Genomic DNA, 18,544 nt, shown 5'->3' with positions numbered 1-18,544 from the left:
AGGCAGGAATTGTTACAAGCATTATCTAGTTTAAAATGCGGCGGGTGAGGGGAAATTATAATGCCTGTGATGTTTAGGTCCAAAAACGAAAAGCCAGGTGTTAACAGCAAACCAAATTTTAGTCCAGCCCAAACCCGCTGCAATTTTAGTTAGTTGTTGGTGATTGGTTGTTAGAGTAGCAGAATTAGCAGATACTTCTAACAATAAACAACTGATAACTAAAAACAACAAACAACTCAAAGCAAAAAACCATAACTATCAAATGAAGCGCATAACAAAAATAACTGCAATGGGCCTGCTGCTACTGGCAGGAATGGGAACTGCGAAAGCACAGGACCCGCACTATACCCAGTACTACGTTTATCCTTCCTGGTTGAACCCTGCGTTAACAGGCGTGTTTGACGGTAGCGCAAGAGTATCTGCGATCTATCGCAACCAGTGGGGCAATATCGCTTCTCCCTATCAGACACCCGGCGTGTCTGCCGATTTTAATACCAACAAAAATGCAGCCTTTGGCCTGAGCGTGCTCAACCAGCGTGCAGGTGACGGCGGCTTTAATTACACAACTGCATATGCAAGCATGGCTTACTCAGGAATACGCTTTGGTGCAGATGGTTATAAACGACTGAACCTGGGCTTTCAGCTCGGTATGATCCAGCGCCGCTTTGATATAAGCAAAATGTCATTCGGTGAGCAGTGGAACCCTTCAACCGGCTACAATCCCGGAGCAGGCTCTGGCGAATCATTAAGCAAAACCAGCGCTACTTCTTTCGATGCAGGTGTTGGTGCAATGTACTATGATGCGCAACCAGGTAAAAAAGCAAACTTGTTTGCGGGTATTTCTGCTTCACACATCACCCGCCCAACTGACCAGTTCAGTGCAACCGGAGATGCGAAGATACCTGTGAGATATACGGGCCATGCAGGTTTGAGAATTATGCTGAATGAAGTGGCAAGCATTACTCCAAACATTTTGTACATGCGCCAGGGATCAGCAGAAGAAAAAATGGTAGGAGCATATTTGCAACTGAACGTGGCAGAAGACGCAGACTTTATGCTGGGCGCAAACTACCGCATTAAAGATGCGATCTCTCCATATCTGGGCGTGTATGTTAAAGACTTCCTCATCGGTGCCAGCTATGATATCAATACCTCTGATCTTGGTAAGATGGCAAAAGGCAGCAACAGTTTTGAGTTGTCATTGACTTACATCTTTAAGAAAGCAGAGAAAACACCGGAAGTGAAATTCATCTGTCCAAGATTGTAATCACTAAAAGTAAAACCCGATCTAAAACCAAAAAGTCAACATCACTCCAGATGAAAAAAATATTTTTATCAGCGGCAATACTAATGGGGGCTACATACGCACATTCACAGTATGTGTACAACTACCTGAAAGCAGCCAACAGCTACTATAAAAAATCAGACTACGCTTCTGCAGCAAAGTACTATGAAATGTACCTTGGCATTGGCGGTAAAAGCAAAACCGGAACATACGATCCGTATGCCGGCAACGCACAAAATAAAACGAAAACAAAGACAGCAGGTGGAGATACGCACCAGCAGGCCGTTTACGGTGCAGCTGAAAGTTATCGCCAGCTGAACAACTACACCAAGGCGGAAAATTTCTACCAGGAAGCATCAGGTTACAGCGCAGAGCAGTATCCGCTTGCCAAATACCAATATGCTGTAACACTCAGAAGTCTTGGTAAATATGCAGACGCGCAAAAAGCATTCACAGAATTTTTAAGCAGCTATAAAGCAAACGACAGTTATACTGTTGCTGCAAAAAGAGAAATTGAAAATCTGCAGTTCATCCAGCAGGAGTTGCATAAAAAAGATCTGTCGCTGTATACAGTAAAAAAACAGGATAATATCAACACTCCCGGCGCTAACTATGCTCCGGTGCTGACCGGTGCCAACACCATGATCTTTACCTCTACAAGAGTTGACAGCAGTGCGAAATCTCCTGCTTATATCAACCACTTGTATGAAGCAACAGTGAATGGCAATACGACCATCAACAAAATAGACATTCCACAACCTTCAGATGTACATCAGGGCGTGGCAGCCGTTGCGCCAGACGGCAAGACCATTTACCTCACAAGATGGACAATGACAAAAGAAGGTAAAAAAACAGCTTCTCTATACCAGGCCACAAAAACAGAAAAAGGGTGGAGCGAACCAACTGCACTTGAAGGATCAATCAATGCAGCGGGCAGCAACAACCAGCAACCATTTGTAACTGCTGATGGCAAATATTTATTGTTTGCCAGCGACCGCACAGGCGGAATAGGTGGTTTCGATATTTGGTTTGCACCAATCGCAAATGGCAAAGTTGGTCAGCCTAAGAACATGGGCTCTGTCATCAATACACCGGCAGATGAGCAAGCGCCATACTATCACGCCGCTTCACAGACACTCGTGTTTGCAAGCAATGGCAGAGTAGGAATGGGAGGCTTTGACCTGTACCAGGCAAAAGGTGGCGTTGGCAACGGATGGGCCACCGTAAAGAACCTTGGTTATCCGGTAAACTCAGAGAAAGATGATATCTACTTTGCAAGCAAAGGCACATCAAAAAATATGTTGTCTGACGTTGTGTTCAGTTCCGACAGATCATCTGAATGCTGCCTCGATATGTTTAGCCTGCAAAAACAAATGCCTGCAAAAAAAGTCGCGGGTAAAGTAGTAGCCTGTGATGGCAGCACGCCATTGGCAGGTGCTAAAGTACAGGTAATGGCAGGCGACAAAGTGATCGCAAATCTTTCAACAGGAGCAGACGGAAGCTATAGCTTTACAATGGATGATTATCAACCAGTGAAAGTATCCGCATCTACTGATGGTTACCAGAGCAATACGTTGGGCATAGCTCCTCCACAAGATGAAGAGATGGAAATGATGAATGCGCCGGCATTGTGTCTTGTAAAAGCTGCCCCTGCTGTTGGTGACGTTGTTGTTGTTGATCACATGTACTACGAGATCAACAAGTCTATCATTTTGGATGAATCAAAACCTGCGATGAATGCATTGGTAAAAATGATGAAAGATAACCCGGCGATGACTATTGAGATTGAAGGTCATACTGATAATACAGGTACGAAAGCAGTCAATCAAAAACTTTCAACTGAACGTGCGAAACATGTTGTTGACTACTTAGTGTCGCAAGGTATCGATGCAAAACGTTTGAAATACAAAGGCTATGCAGATACAATGCCTGTTGATACAAATGAAACGCCGGAGGGCCGCGCTAAAAACAGAAGAACTGAATATAAAGTCTTAAATAATTAAGAAGTTGTTTTTTTATTCGGTGATTAACAAATACGCGCCGCTTCATTCATGGAGCGGCTTTTTTTTAGGAATTAGGAGTTAGGAGTTAATGTCGTTTAATTAGGCACTTTTCAATTAAGTGGTGCTCGCGACAATAAGGAAAGACTGCTTGTCATCCCGACGAAGGAGGGATCTGCGTGATTGTTTACGCATAGTGTTCGCTAGTGTTAGACACAGATCCCTCCTTCGTCGGGATGACAAGCAACATTCTTTTAATTCTTCAAACAGTTTAACTAAACAACATTGCATTTAAAACTACTAACTGTTCACTCCCTTCTCTACAGCATAATTCAAACAAAATGTTCCACTCGACAAATGTTTTGTAGAAGCAAGATTAAGCTTGATCACTTTGTTCAAATCTCTGTGCATCGGAATGCCTTTGCCAAAAAACACCGGATGCATAATGAGCCAAATGCCATCAAGCAGATTCTCCTGTAAAAGAAAATGTACTACTGTGGGACTGCCAAAAATGTAAATGCTTTTGCCGTCTTGTTGCTTGAGTGATTTTATTTTTTCCGCGGCATTATCACGAATCACAATTGTGTTGTCATCATTCGAAGTTTGTATTGTTCCCGACAAAACATATTTAGGTACACCGTTGTACCAGTTGGAATACTTGATTTCGTATTGCGTGGCGCCCGGCTTGTCTGCTGCGGTTGGCCAGTTGCTCTCCAGTAATTGCCATGACTTTCTTCCAAATAACATCGTATCGGCACTTTCAATCAGGCTGCATACAAATGCAAGATTCTCTTCATCGCCAATGAAATTTGTAAACTCACCATTTGGTCCCGCAACGAAACCATCAAAAGATGTTTGTACGATCGCAATTAATTTTCGCATGGTTGTATGTTTTGACATTAAGATTACCGCTTGATGTTTCCTTACGGTATTTGTTTGTCGACAATTGATGTGTCCTCTGGTTTATATACTAATGCACTAATTATATGCCAATCGGTAACAACACATCATGACAAGATTAGAAAAAAAGTTGATCAATGTTGATAACTAATATTTTCAAGGGTTGCAGCCGTCTATTGCAAATTTAAAATATAGTTTCTACCTTGATGCCTGCATAGTCATTCCCCTTTGAGCAACCAGCTTAACCCTCTTCTAATTTTTTATAGTGATGTGATTTGATAGTAGAGACAAGGCATTGCCTTGTCTGTGTCAGTATTATTCCGTTCCCGCAAAGACAAGGCAATGCCTTGTCTTTACCAAATAGATTGTACCATTAAATTCTTACCAATGATATTTCAGGCAATTGATATCATACGTCAGGAGCTTGTTGCCAATTCCGTTAATGCAGACTTCGGTAATATCAGTGAGATCGTGAGTGATGTTAACAATAACATCATGAACACCGACATCTTTATTTCTCTCATCAATATAGAGGAAAACAGAATTTCCCGTGACCCGAATAATTTTATAAGAAAAGACGGTGGCATCATTTTAAAAAATCCTGCTGTTCATTTATACCTCACATTATTATTTACATCGGTAAGGCCCGCAAGCGGCTATGGCCTTTCATTGCAGGACCTGCAGCAAATCATTGGTGTTTTTCAAAAGAAAAATGTTTTTGATCATCTTAATACACCCGCGCTCGATCCGAATATTGAAAAGTTGATACTCGACATGGTAAGTCTTAACCTGCAACAGTTACATGAAATATGGTCAGTGCTGGGAGGAAAATATTATCCCTCTGTTGTGTACAGAATGAGAATGGTAACCATAGATTATGTGTCAGAAACACCTGGTCCATTGATTAAAGAAATACAAACCGATTACTATAAAATTGAATGATGTTAATAGATTCAGTTGATCTGGTATTCAGGCCGCTGTTCAGTATAAGGTTTATACACAGCGGGTTTCAGACGCCCAAAGAAAATTTCTTTGCGGACGCCATTGCCATTGTTCCTGATGACCGGACGAAAAAGATTTTTGCGAATTACAAAATGAATTATCTCTTTTATACCAATACACTGACATGTTTCATGCAGTGTTCGATGTTTAACCCTCCAACACCCGAACCGAAAATTCCTTCTATAAAAATTGACGGAGATATCATGTTGCGCTTCTTATTAAAAAGCAAAGATGATTTCTTTGGACGAACATATGTAACCGCAGCAGGCGGTAAAAATGTTTATCAATTTACTAACAAAGTAAACAATACAAGCGGCGGAAATGTATTTCTAAGTGCACCCGTTGAAACTCATGTTGCTGCAAAAGATTACAACACAGGAACAGTTGTACAGGACGGCGGGAACTTATACGCATCGCTGGTCTCGGTGAAAGCAGCTGATAACATAGCCATCTCTGATGGAAGCCATTGGAAGCAATTGCAGGCAGTGGAACAAGTGGTAAACAATGCTGATCTGCAGGATGCAACGGCTGTAAATGCTGGTGATAAATGTTTTGGCGTTATAGATATGTACAACAACGGCACATCAAACAATATCTACAATTTGTTTGATGTAAGTGAAAAATTATTCGATCCCGCACCTGTGTTCAGTATAAAATTCGAAAGCAAATTTTAAACATCATTGTTCGTTATAAAACTCAAATGCTATGTCTTTAATAAACGAATCAGCTCTCAAAACTCCCGGAGTGTATGTTACAGAGATAGATGCATTTCCGCCGGCGATCGCACAGGTTGACACTATACCTGCTTTTATAGGATACACGCAGATTGCGTTGAATCCGAATGACAAAACATTGCCCATCGATGGCAGTGGCAACAATCTTACAAATATTCCGACACAGATATCATCGTTGCTGGATTATGAAACCTTCTATGGCAAGGCACAGGTGGAAACCGGTATAACAGTTACCATTGATCAGTGGACCGATGCCAATGATGTGTTACAGAAAGAAACAATAACTCCTTCTTTCACTGGCAAACCGTCCAATCACAACATGCATGATGCAGTGAGATTTTTTTATGCCAATGGAGGCGGTACCTGCTACATCGTGTCAATCGGGCCATACAAAGCTACGATCGGCGATCCGCTTGATCCGGGAAAGACTGAATTTGCTGCGGGACTGGAAGCAGTGAAGAAACAGGACGACATTACGCTGATTATTTTTCCCGAAGGGCAAAAAATGGCAAAGGCTGATTATTATACTTTACAAAATAGCGCACTGAATCTTTGTGCCGATGTGAATTTGCAGGACAGGTTTTGCATAATGGATCTGTATGACACAGGCGTGGACGTTAAGACTGCTGCGGATTTGAATGCGGCGACAAAAGATTTTCGCGACAACATCAATCCTACAATAACAGAAAGTTTGAACTACGGTGCGGCTTATTTTCCCAATCTTGTTACAAGCTATTCCTATAGTATTGATGAAACACAGACAGCCATTGCACAACAGGTAAGCAAGAATGGAGGCGCAGCAGCAGCAGGGGATTTTGATGGCAAAAAACTTTCTGATCTCAATAACACCACTACCGGAAACATTGGATTGTACAACAGAGTGAAGAATGTGCTGAACAATCAGTTTCCGATGGTAATGCCTCCATCGCCTGCGATGGCCGGTATATATGCGGCGGTTGATGCAACCAGAGGTATATGGAAAGCGCCTGCAAACGTTGGTGTGAGTGCCATTACAGGACCTGCCTGTAAGATATCTGATGAGATGCAGGCAAACATGAACATCGATCCGTTGTCAGGAAAATCAATCAACGCCATTCGCACGTTTACCGGAAAAGGAACCTTGGTTTGGGGTGGAAGAACATTGCTCGGTAACGATAATAACTGGCGATATGTTTCTGTGCGTCGCTTCTTTATTATGGTGGAAAAATCAGTGAAGCTTGCTGCATTTACTTTTGTGTTTGAACCTAACGATGCAAATACATGGGTGCGTGTTCGCTCGATGATTGAAAACTATCTTACAAATCTATGGAGGCAGGGAGCACTCGCAGGAGCAAAGCCGGAGCAGGCGTTCTACGTGAGAGTGGGATTGGGTTTGACGATGACATTTGACGACATACTCAATGGTAAACTGATCGTTGAAATAGGCATGGCCCCTGTGAGACCCGCAGAGTTTATCATTCTTCGGTTTACACAAATACAACAAACTTCATAATAAGTCAAAAGTAAAAAGTCAAAAGTAAAAATACTTTCAGCATTGCAGCATTTTGACTTTTGACTTTTGACTTTTGACTTAGCATGGTTTCGCATTTTTAAACAATACTAAAAGTCTTTTATGGCTAATTACCCACTTCCCAAATTTCATTTCCAGGTGCAATGGGGAGGCACTAAGATCGGCTTTACGGAAGCAAGTGGTTTAGATATCACCAATGAAGTGATTGAATACCGCGATGGTGCAAGCCCTGAATTTCATAAAATAAAAATGCCGGGACAACGGAAATTCAGCAACATTACATTGAAGCGTGGCATCTTTAAATCTGACAATGATTTCTATGCCTGGTTCAATACCATCAACATGAACAAAGTTGAAAGACGTGATATTACGATTAGCCTGCTTGATGAAACCCATGCTCCTGTTGTAGTCTGGAAGATCAAAAATGCTTGGCCAACAAAAATCACTTCAACGGATCTGAAAGCTGATGGAAATGATGTGGCAATTGAAACACTTGAAATTGCACATGAAGGACTAACGATACAAAACGAATAGTGATGGCAGATCCAAATAAAAACTATCCTCACGTTGGGTTTCATTTTTTGGTAACCTTTGAACTTAGCCCGCAGAACGATGATACACGCTTCCAGGAAGTAACGGGATTAGATGTAGAAATGGAAATGGAAAGTTTTACAGAGGGCGGCGAAAACAGGTTTACCTGGCAGTTGCCTAAACGCACACGCTATGCAGACATAACACTGAAACGTGCAATGTACATTGGGTCGCCTGTGATAAAATGGTGCAGAGATGCCTTCGAAAGTTTTTCGTTTGCACCGGCGAATCTTCACATTTCATTATTGAATGAACAACATGCTCCCATTATGTCTTGGTATGTAATAAATGCCATACCAAAAAAATGGTCAGTGTCAGGATTGAATGCACAGGATAGTGCGATCGTTGTTGAGTCTATCACATTATCGTATCAATATTTCAATATTATAGCATCCGCCTAAAAAATAAGAGTATGCCAGTCGAGATAAGAGAACTCACGGTAAAGTCAGTAATTGGCGCGAATCAATCAGGGCCTGCCAATCCAACAAATATGGTTGGTGAGATTGCGCCCGCAGATATTTCGAAATTGAAAAAAGAAATCGTGAAAGAAGTAACAGAAGAAGTTTTAAAAATACTTCGTCAACAAACTGAACGCTAATGTCAATTGATGCTGGACAACTCGAAAAGCTATATATACTTTCCTATAGCGATCCCGAATACAATACTATTGCGGCGCCGCCATTTTTTGCGCTCATTAACCCGGAAACTTATACATACAGATACAGGGTTGAATTCTCTGACACACAGGGCCAGGGCACATCTGCGGTGTCACTGAGGTTTAATAGAATACCGCCGCAGGAATTCAATTTTGATTTTCTTTTTGATAGTACAAATACCATAACCAATATACTCACTCCGCCAATACCGGTATCTGATCAGCTGGAAATTTTCAGGCGCCAGATAATGCAATACCAGGGTGAAGTGCACAGACCTTATTATTTAAAAATTCATTGGGGAACATTGCTCTTCAAAGGAGTGCTTACTTCAATGGATATAGAATTTAAACTGTTTAAGCCAGACGGCTCTCCGATAAGAGCTGTAGCAAAATGTTCTTTCAGGGGCAGTATAGAAGAGACTTTGCGTGTGGCGCTTGAAAACCCCATGAGCCCTGATATTACACATGAAAGAACAGTTACAGCTTCTGATAAATTGCCATTGATGACGAAAAAGATTTACAACGACCAGCAGTATTATTTAGATGTGGCCGCTTTCAACGGACTTGATAGTTTTAGAAACGTACCCACAGGAACAAAAATGTTTTTTCCGCCACTAAAATAGATCATGCCTACAGAAACACGAATAGTACCAACTGTGCATAACCCCGATGTGGTTTCATTCACCATCCTCATCGAAGGCAATGCCGTGTCGCAGGAATATCATCTTGCAAAGCTGACCATCAACAATGCCATCAATAAAATTCCGCGTGCTTCGCTGAATTTCTTCGATGGAGACGCGGCAAGGGAAACATTTGAGCTGAGTGACTCAGATGAATTTGCGCCCGGAAAAAAAATTGAAATACAGTTGGGCTATCATGGCGACGTAGCCACCGTGTTTAAAGGCATCGTTATAACCAACACGCAAAGAGTAAATACAAATTATTCTGAGTTGATTATTGAATGCAAAGATGAAACAGTTAAGATGACGGTTAATAAAAGCAACAGGCATTTTAATGACATACTTGACAGTGACGTTGTTACGCAATTATTAAATGACAACAATATTACAGACACCGATGTTGATGATTCGGAAACACAGCATGAGCAACTCGTACAGTCCAATATTTCAGACTGGGATTTTATGATCAGCCGGTTGGATATAAACAGCATGATCTGTGTGATCAACAATGGTGCAGTAACAGTGAAAAAGCCGAAGCTTGACGAGGATGCAAAACTGGAGCTGGTGTACGGTGCTGACATACTTGAGTTTTATGCAGACATGGATGCACGTACACAAACAACTACTGTTAAAACAATGAGTTGGGATTTTGAAAATCAACAAGTGCGCATAGTTGAGAGTGAAGATACCAATGCTCCTGATGAAGGAGAGTTCACCAGATCGCAATTGGCGTCGGTAAACAACCAGCCTTTAGAAACAAGAACTTCTGCAACCCTTACTGAGCAGGAAACACAAGACATAGTGAATGCAAAGAAGTTGCGACAGGATCTTTCTAAAATAAAAGCAAGAGTAAGATACCAGGGCATCAATACAGTGAATCCCGGCGACTTTATTACGTTAAGCGGCGTAGGTAAAAACTTCAATGGTAAAGCGTTTGTGTCCGCCATTCAACATGACTTCAGTGATGGAGACTGGACCACTGAAGCAACGCTTGGAATGAGCGAACAATTTTTTTCGGAGCAGGTAAATCCCGGACACGCCGCATCGACAACCGGTCAGTCATCATCTATGCAGGGATTGCAAATAGGCATCGTTACTGGCATTACAGACGATGCCGGACAATACCGTGTTAAGATTCGGCTTCCAATGGTGAATGAGCAGGATGATGGCGTGTACGCAAGGGTTGCAACTCTTGATGCAGGTGACAAACGCGGAACTTTTTTCAGACCGGAAATAGATGACGAAGTGTTGGTAGGATTTATGAATGATGATCCGCGAAACCCCGTGATACTTGGCATGTTGCACAGCAGCGCAAAGTCTGCACCAATTGAACCTTCAGACGGCAATCCCGAGAAGGGATATGTTTCCCGCAATGGCATCAGGATGATTTTTAACGATGATAAGAAAAGCATTCACATAGAAACACCTGGCAACAGAGTGTTTGAAATGGATGATGATGCAAACAGCATAACCGTGAAGGACGACAATGGAAATAAAATGGTGATCGATAGCAGCGGTATTTCAATAGAATCGGCTTCAGATCTGACAATCAAGGCAGGGACGTCCATTTCTATTTCGGCACCTGACATTTCCATAAAAGCTGATGCGTCGCTGAGTGCTGAAGCAAGCGGCAATGCAAGTGTAAGTAGCAGTGGGATTATGGAAATAAAAGGATCGATAGTAAAGATCAATTAAAAATCGGCGATCCCGTACAGACAAGGCATTGCCTTGTCTCTACCCGTCGCACCATGAATATCAAATATTAAATCAATATGCCTTTTGCAGCCCGCATATCAGACATGCACGTTTGCCCGATGGTGACCGGTGTTGTGCCTCACGTAGGCGGACCAATATTACCACCGGGCGGCCCGACAGTATTGATCGGTGGTTTGCCAGCCGCACGCGTAGGAGACATGTGTACCTGTGCAGGACCACCCGATTCGATCGTGCTGGGTTCAACGACTGTGTTGATAGGCGGCATGCCCGCGGCAAGAATGGGTGATATGACAGCCCATGGCGGTTCAATAATAATTGGTTGTCCAACAGTATTAATTGGAGGTTAAGCATATGGCAATATCAAAATCATTTTTAGGAACAGGCTGGGGATTCCCGCCAACGTTCAGCAAAGCAACGCTGCAGGTTGGAATGCTAAGCGATGAAGCCGACATTCACAGCAGTCTTCAGATTTTGCTTTCTACGCGGAAAGGCGAAAGAGTGATGCTGCCTGACTATGGGTGCAATTTGGATGAAATGGTTTTTGAACCGTTGACGACAACTTTCAAAACATACATAAAGGATCTCATCAGCACTGCGATACTGTATTATGAACCACGTATTACCGTGAACAAAATAGAACTGGATGATACCAACGAAGTAGAAGGGAGAATATTGATAGGCATAGATTACACGGTAAGGGCGACGAATTCGAGATTCAATTTTGTGTATCCGTTTTATAAAAATGAAGCAACTGAGTTGCGGTAGGGGCGAATCGCATTCGCCCTGCGGCACACGAAACCAGTTCAATTGAAAATAACCAGGAACATGTACGGGTGATTTGTATTCACCCGGCACAAAAAATTATCCGCATGCCATGCAATGATAAGAATCCATTAACTCGTGAAGGCACCAGTATTGTAAACAGGGTGCTGGCTGCACTGTCCACCACATTTGCAAAAGTGGATGAGCGCAATTCAGCGGATTTGATCCTGTTTGCAAAAAGATATGCGGCAAGGCTCAACTATTATAAAGAAGACAACACAATAGATGGCGACTGGCAATCATTGATGGGTGCTGATGTAAGTGTACCGCTCGCAACACTAACCCGCATCAGTGTAGAAGAGGTCAGCAATTATAAAAGAAGAATCTATAAGCAAATAGTATTGGCAGGCAGCGATGCAGATGCAAAAACGGAGTTTAAATTTCTGTTCGATCTTGTTTTTTCGGTCGTGAAAATGGTTGATCAGCAATTTCAATTGTTGCCTGTGGAGTTTGAATTCAAAAGTATTTTGCTGGACGTCATCACCAATAAATTACAACAACCACTTGCCAATATCGAAAAGAATTTCAACGATTTTAAAGCTGTATCGTTACTGGATTACACTACGTTACAGTTGGATAGCGATTCTCCAATCGTCATAACATCAGAGGAAAATTTTTCACGGGCAACAGACATGAGTAGCTACTGGCAAACAGCAGTTCCTGACATTGATATTACATTGCCTGCGGTTGGTCCGGCAAAAGACATTATCGTTTATATCATCAATCACAATCTTTTTAATGCGCAAATAGAATTATTGTTCAATGGTATCTCATCAGTCGTCAACCGGGCAAACGACTTGTTTACACAAACAATGGAAGACTATCCGGAACATACGCCACATTTTGCATTGTTCATTGCCTTTATAAAAATTTATCTGCATGCGCAAGAAGAACTAAATTCCTATACACAGCGCCATCTCGATTTTTACTACAAAGAAGTATTGCGGCTTAGCAACAAAGCTCCTGAGACGGATGCGGCGCATGTACTGTTTGAATTGCAGAAACCTGTTAGTCAGGATCGACTGGTAAAAGGAACTTTATTGAAGGGAGGGAAAGATATAACAGGCAAAGAGATCAGTTATGAATTGCTTGACGACATTGTGATCAATAAAGCAACAGTCGCCAAAATATATTCCACTCAAATAATGAGAGGCGCAAAGGACTTGCTGAAAGCCTCCCCGGTAGCCAATTCAGACGATGGACAAGGCGCAAAGATCACATCAGCAGATAACAGCTGGTATACTTACGGAGACGTTAGGAAAATTCAAAATGCGCAGACCGGTTTTGCCATAGCATCTAACATATTTTATTTGAATGAAGGTACACGCACAATAACCATCACTATAAATTTTTCGACACCGATCCCCGTTCTTTTATTTCTAAACCTTAATTGTTTTACCGCGCAGTTCACCGGTAAAAAGAAATGGGAGCAGTTAACTGCTTTCACCGTGAATACCAACGCAGCCGGATCGCAACTCATCTTTACAATGCATCTTACACCTGATGATCCGGCTGTTGTTCCTTATGCTGAGAAAATTCATGCGCAAAACATGAACGTGGAATTGCCTGTCCTGGAAATATATCTTAACCAGGATATTGCAAACAGTATTCCTTATACACTTATCTGTAACCGGGAAATCAGTTCCATCAATGTGTCCGTGAGTGTAAACGGTGTTAAGGATCTTATGCTGAGTAATGATAACGGAACTATTGATGCCTCCAAACCTTTCAAACCATTCGGAGATTTTCCTGCTACGACCGCAGGTTTTTATGTGGGCAACAAAGAGATAACGCAAAAGCATTTATCAGAGCTCGATATTATTACCAGCTGGAAAAGCCCTGGTGGCGGACCTTCGCTGACAGGTAAAGCAAATTATCTGCGGCAGAATAGTTTTGATACAGATGTGTTTTCGGCCAGCAAGAATGCAAGTGCAATCAGTATTAGTTTCTCCGGAAGCAACGGTGCATTTACACCTGCTGTAATTGATTTTACAAAAAATGAAAAAATAACCGCCACTACACTAGAGGGATTCTTTAAAGTCAGCCTGAATGAAAATACCTACTCTCTTGCGCAACATCTGGCAAATGTAAGTGCAGCGATAAGTGGAGGAACATCCCTTGTGTGGGACTCATCATCGAGCTCATACAAAATAAAAGTAGCTACAACACCGGTTCCGACTGAAGTTATATTGAATAGTGTTTCCGTTAATTATACCGCATTCTCAACGATCGTATTTGATGCAATTGCATCCGCTGACAACGATTTATTTTTTCATCTTGGCTCGTTTGGTTTTGCCCGCGTAAATAATGCATTGGTTGATGCATCTGCAGAGACGGAAAAAACAGAACCAATTACATTGTTGCAGGACATTGCTAACGAAGGCGAATTGTTTGTTGGTCTTGAAAATGCAAATGCGGACACGGTTGTTACACTGCTTTTCCAGGTAGCCGAAGGAAGTTCCAATCCCTTGCTGGATATGGAGCAACTGGGATGGTATTATTTGGCTGACAATAACAATTGGAAGGTTTTCAAAAAAGAAAATATCATCGACACGACAAACAACTTTACCCAATCAGGTGTTGTAACACTTACTCTTCCAAAAGATTGCAGCACACATAATACACTGTTGGAAAATGGCCTCGCATGGATAAAAATTACTGCGCATCCGTTTACAGATGCAGTTTGTAAAATGGTTTTGATCCAGGCACAAGCGGCAAAAGTGCAGCTCGTGCAGAATGATACAACCGGCATTGAGTTTCGGCAATTGCTTCCTGCCGGTACGATTTCAAAACTTGTCAACAGCGACGGCAGTTTCAAGAAAATCGCACAACCCTTCGACTCGTTTGACGGACGTGTCCGGGAGACCGACGAACACTTTTATGTGCGTGTAAGTGAGCGCCTGCGTCACAAACAAAGAGGAATAACCATTTGGGATTATGAACATATCGTACTGGAAAAATTTGAAAAGATCTTCAAAGTAAAATGCATAAATCACGCAGGCTTTTATTCGGAAAAAGGCGTTGATGTTTTTTGCGAAAATTACGCAGGACATGTATCTGTTATTACTGTTCCCAATCAGCGCAATAACACGAATGTAAACCCGCTGCGGCCATACACGCCAATAGGTTTGCTAAATAATATCAACGATTATCTCAAAACAATCATTTCGCCTTTTGTAAAATTGCATGTAAAGAATCCGCAGTTTGAAGAAATACAACTCGACTTTAAAGTTACTTTTTACGAACACATGGATCCCGCGTTCTATATGGGTCTGTTGAATGATGAGATTGAGAAATTCCTATGCCCATGGGCCTTTGACGATGATGTAGAAGTTTCCTTTGGTGGAAAAATATACAAAAGCGAACTGATCAATTTTATTGAAGAACGTCCTTATGTGGACTTTGTTACTTGTGTAAAAATGTATCAGTTCATCAATCGCACCGATCCGCCAGTAGATGTGGAAGTAGCTGTCGGTTCCACTGCACGTTCCATTTTGGTCTCTTATTACGACGAAGTAAATAACATCAAACATAAAATTGTTTCACCCGCAATCTGCACTTGCTGATGGATGAACAAACTACCATATTAAAGAACAGACAATTACCGCTACCGCAGGATTACCAGGTACTGCGGGCAGAAGGCTTGAAGTACATCGAGGAATTGTCGCACGCCATCTGGACAGATTACAATGAACATGATCCGGGGATTACGACACTCGAAGCACTTTGCTATGCGATTACTGAATTGGCATATCGCAGTGACTTCGACATGAAGGATTTGTTGACAGATGAAAACGGTGCCACTGTACCACGTCAGGTTTTCTTTACCGCAAAGAAAATACTGACGAATAATCCGCTCACCATAGATGATTATCGCAAGCTATTGATCGATCTCGACGGTGTACACAATGCATGGCTGTTTGCAGAAGACAGCCAGACAGATGCAAAAGGAACCGTAGTGCCGGTAAATGAAGTGCCCATCTACGCAAATTGCAAAGACGATAAGCTTCAATACGATCCGACAAACATTCCTCTTTTCTTGTCTGGTCTGTATCGTGTGCTGTTGGATCTTGATAATGACAATGTGTTGGGCGATTTGAATAATGGCGAAGTCGTAATTGAGAACCCAGAACATGCAGGCAGATTTGCCAAAGGCGATTTTTGGTTTTCGATAGAATTGGCGCCATGGAAAACGGCAGACTTCACATTCGCTGCAAATGCTGCTGATAAAAACAACATAACATCAATAGCCCTTACCGGTGATCCTATACAATGGGCCTGCGCGGTTGGTTTGAATGATGGTTCGGTCATGGCATTTGATATCACGCTTTCTAAAAAGCCTTCCTCCAATTCAGTTGAAACAAGCGATGTTGATTCAATGCTCACCGACAACGGTTTCGAGTTTGTTGCACAGATATTTGCTTTCTATTTGAAAAAGATCAAAAAAGCAGAGTTGATCGTGAGATCCGCAGTTAAGATCTTGCAGGCGCATCGCAACCTCTGCGAAGATGTTTTAAGCGTTATAACCGTCGATGATGAAAAAGTTGCTTTTTGTTTTGATGTAGATGTTAAACCATCTGTTGACATTGAAAAAGTTCAGGCAGAGATTTTTTATGCGATAGAAAACTATCTCAATCCTTCGGTTGATTTTTATTCACTCAAAGAATTGATGGCGAAGAGAATTTCGGTTGATGAAATATTTGAAGGAGTTGTATTGCAGCATGGTTTTATCAATACAGCGCAATTGGAGCAAACGCAATTACGCAGCGTGATCCACACTTCCGACATCATTAACCTACTGATGGATATTGACGGAGTTATTGCTATTCGCAATTTTGTAATGACCAAGTATGGCGCAGATGGTAAGCCGGTTCCGGGTTATTCAGGATTGAAATGGTGCATGAATATTTCACCTTTGCACAAGCCGGTTTTGAGTACGGATAAATCGAAAATACTGCTTTTCAAAAATCAGTTTCCGTTTATTGCTAATTACGACGAAGTGCATGATACCGTTTCATTGCTTCATGCAGAGCGTTCCCGTGCAAAACTGAACGGGCTCGAAGACGATCTTCCTGTTCCTGTCGGCAGAAAAAGGGACACGCAAACTTATTGGCCAGTACAATATGATTTTCCACAGACCTATGGCATTGGTGTATATGGTTTGCCGGAAGGCGCAACAGAACTTCGCATAGCACAGCAACGGCAGATGAAAGCATACCTAATGTTTTACGAACAGTTGCTGGCAGACTTTCTTTCACAGCTTTCCAATGCACATCAATTGTATTCGACAAGCAATATTACACACACTTACTACGCACAATTTCTCGAAGACATAAAAGACATCGATGCGGTTTATAAAAAGTCAGGGCTAACCGTTTTACTGAAAGATGCGATTGTAAATGCTGATTCAACGGCGCAACCTAAAAATAATTGGCAGGAGCTGTATGAACCAAAAGATGTTTTTGAAGACAGGCGCAGCAGGTTTCTCGATCATTTACTGGCAAGGTTTGCAGAATCGTTTAACGATTATGCTTTGCTCATGTACACGATCAATTACGCCGACATGACTGAGGAGAAAATTGATTTTGCTGAGATCACCGATGCAAAGATCAGGACGCTTAAGGCTTACGACGATATCAGCAGCAATCGTGGCAAAGCTTACGATTATTTTCCGCAGGATAACAACTACAACCTTGATGCGACAAAGTTGTGGGACACAGATAATGTTTCCGGTTTAGAAAAGAGAATTAGTTTTCTTACAGGCATTAAAGATTATACGCGTCGTTTTTTAAGCTGCATAAAAAACATCGAAGTGATTTGTACAGAGAAGGAGGTAGTAGAAAATGGCGAGACAAAGCTAAAATGCTTTCACAGCTTTACGGTTATTTCACGAACAGGAGTGAAGTTTATTTCAAACGAGTATGAAAAAAAATCTGATGCTGAAGACGCCATAATGAAAGTGATTGAGGTCGGCGCTGATCCAAACAATTACACCGTTGATAACAGCGATCCGGTGATTATTAAGTTGTCTGATTTTTTGACAAACGTAACAGACAGCGGAACAATTTTTCACAACGATACCGATGCGCAAGATGCAATAACCAAAATAGCAGAAGAATTCAAAGGTGATTGTAGTGATCCTGTTGGCCTTCACTTAATTGAACACATTTTGTTGCGTCCGCGTGAAAATATTTTGCCGCCTGCAAAGATGTTTGATCTCATGCAGGTTTGCCTGCACGATTGTGATTGTCCTTGCGAAGTGGATCCATATACTTTCCTTGTGTCGGTGGTGCTGCCTTACTGGCCGGGGCATTTCGACAACATGGCGTTTCGGCAATATTTTGAAGACAAGATAAGAGAAGAAGCACCCGCGCATATCATGTTAAAAGTGTGCTGGCTTAACAATGAACTCATGAATGTTTTTGAGATCCGGTACAAGAAATGGATAGAAGAACTTGCCAATTATTCGTTTGACAGGAAAACATACCTTGACGCATTCAGGGAAGCTAATGACAGAATGATAGAAATACTTGCACAGCTCCACAGCGAATATCCTGAAGCTACACTACACGATTGTGTAGAAAGCAAAGGGGGAAGCAACACTGTGGTTTTAGGGAAAACAGTTTTGGGAACTTTTAAAAATAATTGA

At 41.9% G+C, this 18,544-nt stretch carries 15 protein-coding genes; 14 read left to right on the top strand and 1 reads right to left on the bottom strand.

The features are described from left to right. Positions 1 to 262 precede the first annotated feature (262 nt). Both QJ048_RS08415 and QJ048_RS08410 read left to right on the top strand, forming a co-directional pair. Positions 263 to 1,267 (top strand): PorP/SprF family type IX secretion system membrane protein, encoded by a 1,005-nt coding sequence (locus QJ048_RS08415; RefSeq protein WP_282333894.1) that lies wholly within the window; start codon positions 263 to 265, stop codon positions 1,265 to 1,267. A 50-nt stretch (positions 1,268 to 1,317) separates the two neighbouring features. Further along, positions 1,318 to 3,288 (top strand): OmpA family protein, encoded by a 1,971-nt coding sequence (locus tag QJ048_RS08410; RefSeq protein ID WP_282333893.1) that lies wholly within the window; start codon positions 1,318 to 1,320, stop codon positions 3,286 to 3,288. Between the two features lie 297 nt (positions 3,289 to 3,585). Here the strand turns inward: QJ048_RS08410 and QJ048_RS08405 are convergent, their stop codons facing one another. Continuing rightward, on the bottom strand, positions 3,586 to 4,167 hold the full coding sequence (locus QJ048_RS08405; protein WP_282333892.1) for a dihydrofolate reductase family protein: 582 nt from the start codon (positions 4,165 to 4,167) through the stop codon (positions 3,586 to 3,588). Between the two features lie 405 nt (positions 4,168 to 4,572). Here QJ048_RS08405 and QJ048_RS08400 point away from each other — a divergent pair, with 405 nt between their 5' ends. From QJ048_RS08400 to QJ048_RS08345, 12 genes are all read left to right on the top strand, one after another. Next, positions 4,573 to 5,127, top strand: a complete 555-nt coding sequence (locus QJ048_RS08400; RefSeq protein ID WP_282333891.1) for a Pvc16 family protein — start codon at positions 4,573 to 4,575, stop codon at positions 5,125 to 5,127. Next, positions 5,124 to 5,861: a hypothetical protein gene (locus QJ048_RS08395; protein WP_282333890.1), complete on the top strand. Its 738-nt coding sequence runs from the start codon at positions 5,124 to 5,126 to the stop codon at positions 5,859 to 5,861. The genes QJ048_RS08400 and QJ048_RS08395 overlap by 4 nt, the downstream gene beginning before the upstream one ends. Positions 5,862 to 5,892: 31 nt before the next feature. Then, positions 5,893 to 7,413: a phage tail sheath family protein gene (locus tag QJ048_RS08390; protein WP_282333889.1), complete on the top strand. Its 1,521-nt coding sequence runs from the start codon at positions 5,893 to 5,895 to the stop codon at positions 7,411 to 7,413. Positions 7,414 to 7,533: 120 nt separating this feature from the next. Continuing rightward, on the top strand, positions 7,534 to 7,965 hold the full coding sequence (locus tag QJ048_RS08385) for a phage tail protein (protein ID WP_282333888.1): 432 nt from the start codon (positions 7,534 to 7,536) through the stop codon (positions 7,963 to 7,965). 2 nt (positions 7,966 to 7,967) lie between these two features. Further along, positions 7,968 to 8,423 carry a phage tail protein gene (locus QJ048_RS08380; RefSeq protein WP_282333887.1) on the top strand — a complete coding sequence of 152 codons (456 nt, stop codon included), beginning with the start codon at positions 7,968 to 7,970 and terminating at the stop codon, positions 8,421 to 8,423. Between the two features lie 11 nt (positions 8,424 to 8,434). After that, positions 8,435 to 8,620 carry a DUF5908 family protein gene (locus QJ048_RS08375; protein ID WP_282333886.1) on the top strand — a complete coding sequence of 62 codons (186 nt, stop codon included), beginning with the start codon at positions 8,435 to 8,437 and terminating at the stop codon, positions 8,618 to 8,620. Then, positions 8,620 to 9,300: a CIS tube protein gene (locus tag QJ048_RS08370; protein ID WP_282333885.1), complete on the top strand. Its 681-nt coding sequence runs from the start codon at positions 8,620 to 8,622 to the stop codon at positions 9,298 to 9,300. Before QJ048_RS08375 ends, QJ048_RS08370 begins: the two co-directional genes overlap by 1 nt. A 3-nt stretch (positions 9,301 to 9,303) precedes the next feature. Next, a complete protein-coding gene (gene vgrG / locus QJ048_RS08365) occupies positions 9,304 to 11,052 on the top strand; it encodes a type VI secretion system tip protein VgrG (protein ID WP_282333884.1) in 1,749 nt (582 codons plus the stop codon). A gap of 77 nt (positions 11,053 to 11,129) precedes the next feature. Further along, positions 11,130 to 11,420 (top strand): PAAR domain-containing protein, encoded by a 291-nt coding sequence (locus QJ048_RS08360; RefSeq protein ID WP_282333883.1) that lies wholly within the window; start codon positions 11,130 to 11,132, stop codon positions 11,418 to 11,420. Positions 11,421 to 11,424: 4 nt separating this feature from the next. Continuing rightward, positions 11,425 to 11,838, top strand: a complete 414-nt coding sequence (locus QJ048_RS08355) for a GPW/gp25 family protein (RefSeq protein WP_282333882.1) — start codon at positions 11,425 to 11,427, stop codon at positions 11,836 to 11,838. Positions 11,839 to 11,942: 104 nt separating this feature from the next. Next, entirely contained in the window at positions 11,943 to 15,461 is a 3,519-nt protein-coding gene (locus tag QJ048_RS08350) for a hypothetical protein (protein ID WP_282333881.1), read from the top strand. Beyond that, a complete protein-coding gene (locus tag QJ048_RS08345; protein WP_282333880.1) occupies positions 15,461 to 18,544 on the top strand; it encodes a hypothetical protein in 3,084 nt (1,027 codons plus the stop codon). Before QJ048_RS08350 ends, QJ048_RS08345 begins: the two co-directional genes overlap by 1 nt.

Source organism: Pinibacter soli, from assembly GCF_029961145.1.
Lineage (GTDB): Bacteria > Bacteroidota > Bacteroidia > Chitinophagales > Chitinophagaceae > Pinibacter > Pinibacter soli.
This window is presented reverse-complemented; position numbering and strand designations above follow the sequence as displayed.

Bases quoted from the DNA above. Each gene is read 5' to 3' on its own strand.
- QJ048_RS08390 (WP_282333889.1), top strand. From the start codon at position 5,893: ATGTCTTTAATAAACGAATCAGCTCTCAAAACTCCCGGAGTGTATGTT.
- QJ048_RS08350 (WP_282333881.1), top strand. From the start codon at position 11,943: ATGCCATGCAATGATAAGAATCCATTAACTCGTGAAGGCACCAGTATT.
- QJ048_RS08355 (WP_282333882.1), top strand. From the start codon at position 11,425: ATGGCAATATCAAAATCATTTTTAGGAACAGGCTGGGGATTCCCGCCA.
- QJ048_RS08385 (WP_282333888.1), top strand. From the start codon at position 7,534: ATGGCTAATTACCCACTTCCCAAATTTCATTTCCAGGTGCAATGGGGA.
- QJ048_RS08360 (WP_282333883.1), top strand. From the start codon at position 11,130: ATGCCTTTTGCAGCCCGCATATCAGACATGCACGTTTGCCCGATGGTG.
- QJ048_RS08405 (WP_282333892.1), bottom strand. From the start codon at position 4,167: ATGCGAAAATTAATTGCGATCGTACAAACATCTTTTGATGGTTTCGTT.
- QJ048_RS08395 (WP_282333890.1), top strand. From the start codon at position 5,124: ATGATGTTAATAGATTCAGTTGATCTGGTATTCAGGCCGCTGTTCAGT.
- QJ048_RS08345 (WP_282333880.1), top strand. From the start codon at position 15,461: ATGGATGAACAAACTACCATATTAAAGAACAGACAATTACCGCTACCG.
- QJ048_RS08380 (WP_282333887.1), top strand. From the start codon at position 7,968: ATGGCAGATCCAAATAAAAACTATCCTCACGTTGGGTTTCATTTTTTG.
- QJ048_RS08370 (WP_282333885.1), top strand. From the start codon at position 8,620: ATGTCAATTGATGCTGGACAACTCGAAAAGCTATATATACTTTCCTAT.
- QJ048_RS08410 (WP_282333893.1), top strand. From the start codon at position 1,318: ATGAAAAAAATATTTTTATCAGCGGCAATACTAATGGGGGCTACATAC.
- QJ048_RS08375 (WP_282333886.1), top strand. From the start codon at position 8,435: ATGCCAGTCGAGATAAGAGAACTCACGGTAAAGTCAGTAATTGGCGCG.
- vgrG (WP_282333884.1), top strand. From the start codon at position 9,304: ATGCCTACAGAAACACGAATAGTACCAACTGTGCATAACCCCGATGTG.
- QJ048_RS08415 (WP_282333894.1), top strand. From the start codon at position 263: ATGAAGCGCATAACAAAAATAACTGCAATGGGCCTGCTGCTACTGGCA.
- QJ048_RS08400 (WP_282333891.1), top strand. From the start codon at position 4,573: ATGATATTTCAGGCAATTGATATCATACGTCAGGAGCTTGTTGCCAAT.